The following is a 2,136-nucleotide window of genomic DNA, read 5'->3' as shown; positions in this document are numbered from 1 at the left end:
CCGTCCAAAAATACTTGTACGCCGTGAACCAGTTAGAGCGGCTAGTAAAGGAGGTGAAGCGCCGGGTCAAGGTGGTGGAGGTCTTCTGTGGGGAGGAGGCGGTGGAGAAGCTCCTGTACTTGGTGCTGAGGAGCCTCCCCGAGAGGTTGGAAGGCCGCAGGCTGCGAGGGTTTGCGGAAGTGTCGATGGGAAGCGACCATGTCGCTCAGACACAATAAACGGGGCACTATGTCTTCCCAATCCGAGGCTTGTTTGATTCGTCAGGCCATTTCTATAACTCCTGGTGCCAGGCTTGAAGCTCTGCGAGCCCATGCATTATGTCAGATATGTTTGGGAAGACCTGGCGATAAAGCTTATATAGCTGATCGTAACGCAAATGCCATTCCTTACGAGGATGGAAAACCATTTTCCCCTGGATCCAATCGGCAATGACGCGATGGCTTGGAATTAAACCGGTGGCAAGCCCTGCCAAAAGCGCGTCGGCCAAGGGAGCTTCAACGTTGCCCCGGAGCACCACCACTGGCCGTCCAAGCACGTCGGCCAGGATTTGAGGCCATAACTGTGACTTCGCTGCACCACCAACGAGCCGAACCTCCTTTTTCACCTGAAGCCCGCACTCTTCACCGGCCTCGATGCTATGGCGAAGGCTATAGGCAGCGGCCTCCAAAAAAGCTCGATAAATGTGAGCTTTTGTGTGATAAAGCGTCAAACCAATGATGGTCCCACGGGCTTGGGGATCCCAAAGAGGCGCTCTTTCGCCCATGAAGTAGGGAAGGACAAGAAGTCCGTCGCTCCCAGGAGGCACCTTTTCCGCCTCAAGATCCAGAAGTTGGTAAGAATCAAGGCCCAGTTTTTGCGCTGCTTCCTTCTCCTCCTGCCCGAAGTTATCCCTAAACCACCGCACGATGGCCCCAGAGGTGGCCGCCCCAGCCCAGGTGTATATTTCCTCGTAGCAGTTCACCACATGCGGCATGGACACAAGATTTGGTGATAGCCCTTCGCCTCGATGAATCACACCCCAACAGGTGGAGGTGCCCATCATGGCCACGTTGTCGCCTGGCTCGACAGCTCCAGCGCTCAATGTGGCCATGGGCGCGTCGATCCCACCGGCTATCACAGGAATCCCTGGGATGAGGCCGCATTTCGCCGCAGGTTCAGGAAGAAGCTCTCCTACCACTTCGGTGGAGGGAATCAACCGCTCCGGCATGAGCTCGAGCGGGATTGCCAGGGCTTGGGCCATCTCCTCAGACCAGCGGCGATTATGCAAATCAAAAATTCCACCAAGGTTTCCCGCAGAGGAAAAATCAATTGCCAGTTTTCCCGTCAAACGATGCTCTATATAACTTGTAGGGGGCACAAATTTATATACTCTTTTCCAGATTTCGGGTTCGTGTCGTTGGATCCAGAGGATTTTAGTGTAGCCGAAGTACGTGTCCACGTAATTCCCCGTGATCCGGAAAAGTTTTTCAAGGTCGACGTTTTCTTTGATCCAGCGCACTTCTTCAATGGCTCGGCGGTCCATCCAGATAAGGCAAGGCCGCAGGGGCTGCATTTCTTTGTCCACTGGGACACCGGAGCCGCCATAGAGACCGCTTAAGCAAAGCCCGGCGATATTGCGTGGCGAGACCTTAGCGCGGGCCATTGCCTCCTTGACCGCGTTGTAAAAAGCTTCCTCCCAAACCTGGGGCCATTGCTCGGCCCAAGAAGGGAAAGGTTGCTCTACAGAATATTCCTGAAAACCGGTTCCCAAAATTTCACCCTCAAGGTTTACGAGGACAGCCTTTGTCCCCTGAGTGCCTATGTCAATCCCCAGCAGGTATTTTTCGGACATTGTTTGAGCTAAGCGAAGATCTTATAAGGTATGTCCAACATTTTCGCCACCCAGACCAGCTCTTCCACATAGTTTCCGTAAACGCCATGGATGTGGTTGGAATCGTACTCCGCTAGCAGTTCGTCCGGCGAAACCTTTAGTTTTGCGAAAGCGTGGGGCCAGTTGACCTGAATTTCCCGAGCTTTTCGCTCCGCTTCTTTCTCAGGCAGCTCGATGAACTCGCCAGGAACGATGGCAAGCCAATATTTTCCATTTTTGCGGGCAAGGCGAGCCAAAGTAACTTCTCCGGGTGCAGCGAAGTGGCG

At 53.9% G+C, this 2,136-nt stretch carries 2 protein-coding genes and 1 pseudogene; 1 reads left to right on the top strand and 2 read right to left on the bottom strand.

The genetic code is table 11. The features are described 5' to 3' along the window. The coding region (locus ACP5PX_RS08050; RefSeq protein WP_428085432.1) for a transposase at positions 1-218 on the top strand (218 nt) is incomplete at its 5' end. Positions 219-271: 53 nt separating this feature from the next. Here the strand turns inward: ACP5PX_RS08050 and ACP5PX_RS08045 are convergent. Together ACP5PX_RS08045 and ACP5PX_RS08040 are read right to left on the bottom strand one after the other, a co-directional pair. Then, complete coding sequence (locus tag ACP5PX_RS08045; RefSeq protein WP_428085431.1) at positions 272-1,831, bottom strand: FGGY-family carbohydrate kinase; 1,560 nt, start codon at positions 1,829-1,831, stop codon at positions 272-274. Positions 1,832-1,839: 8 nt separating this feature from the next. Then, positions 1,840-2,136: pseudogene (locus tag ACP5PX_RS08040) on the bottom strand (fucose isomerase); the annotation flags it as partial.

Source organism: Hadarchaeum sp. (SeqCode), from assembly GCF_049969415.1.
Classification (GTDB): Archaea; Hadarchaeota; Hadarchaeia; order Hadarchaeales; family Hadarchaeaceae; genus Hadarchaeum.
The sequence above is the reverse complement of the archived record's forward strand: the minus strand, read 5'-3'. Positions and strand labels throughout refer to the sequence as shown.

Coding starts and splice junctions, on each gene's coding strand:
- ACP5PX_RS08045 (WP_428085431.1), bottom strand. CDS start 1,831: ATGTCCGAAAAATACCTGCTGGGGATTGACATAGGCACTCAGGGGACA.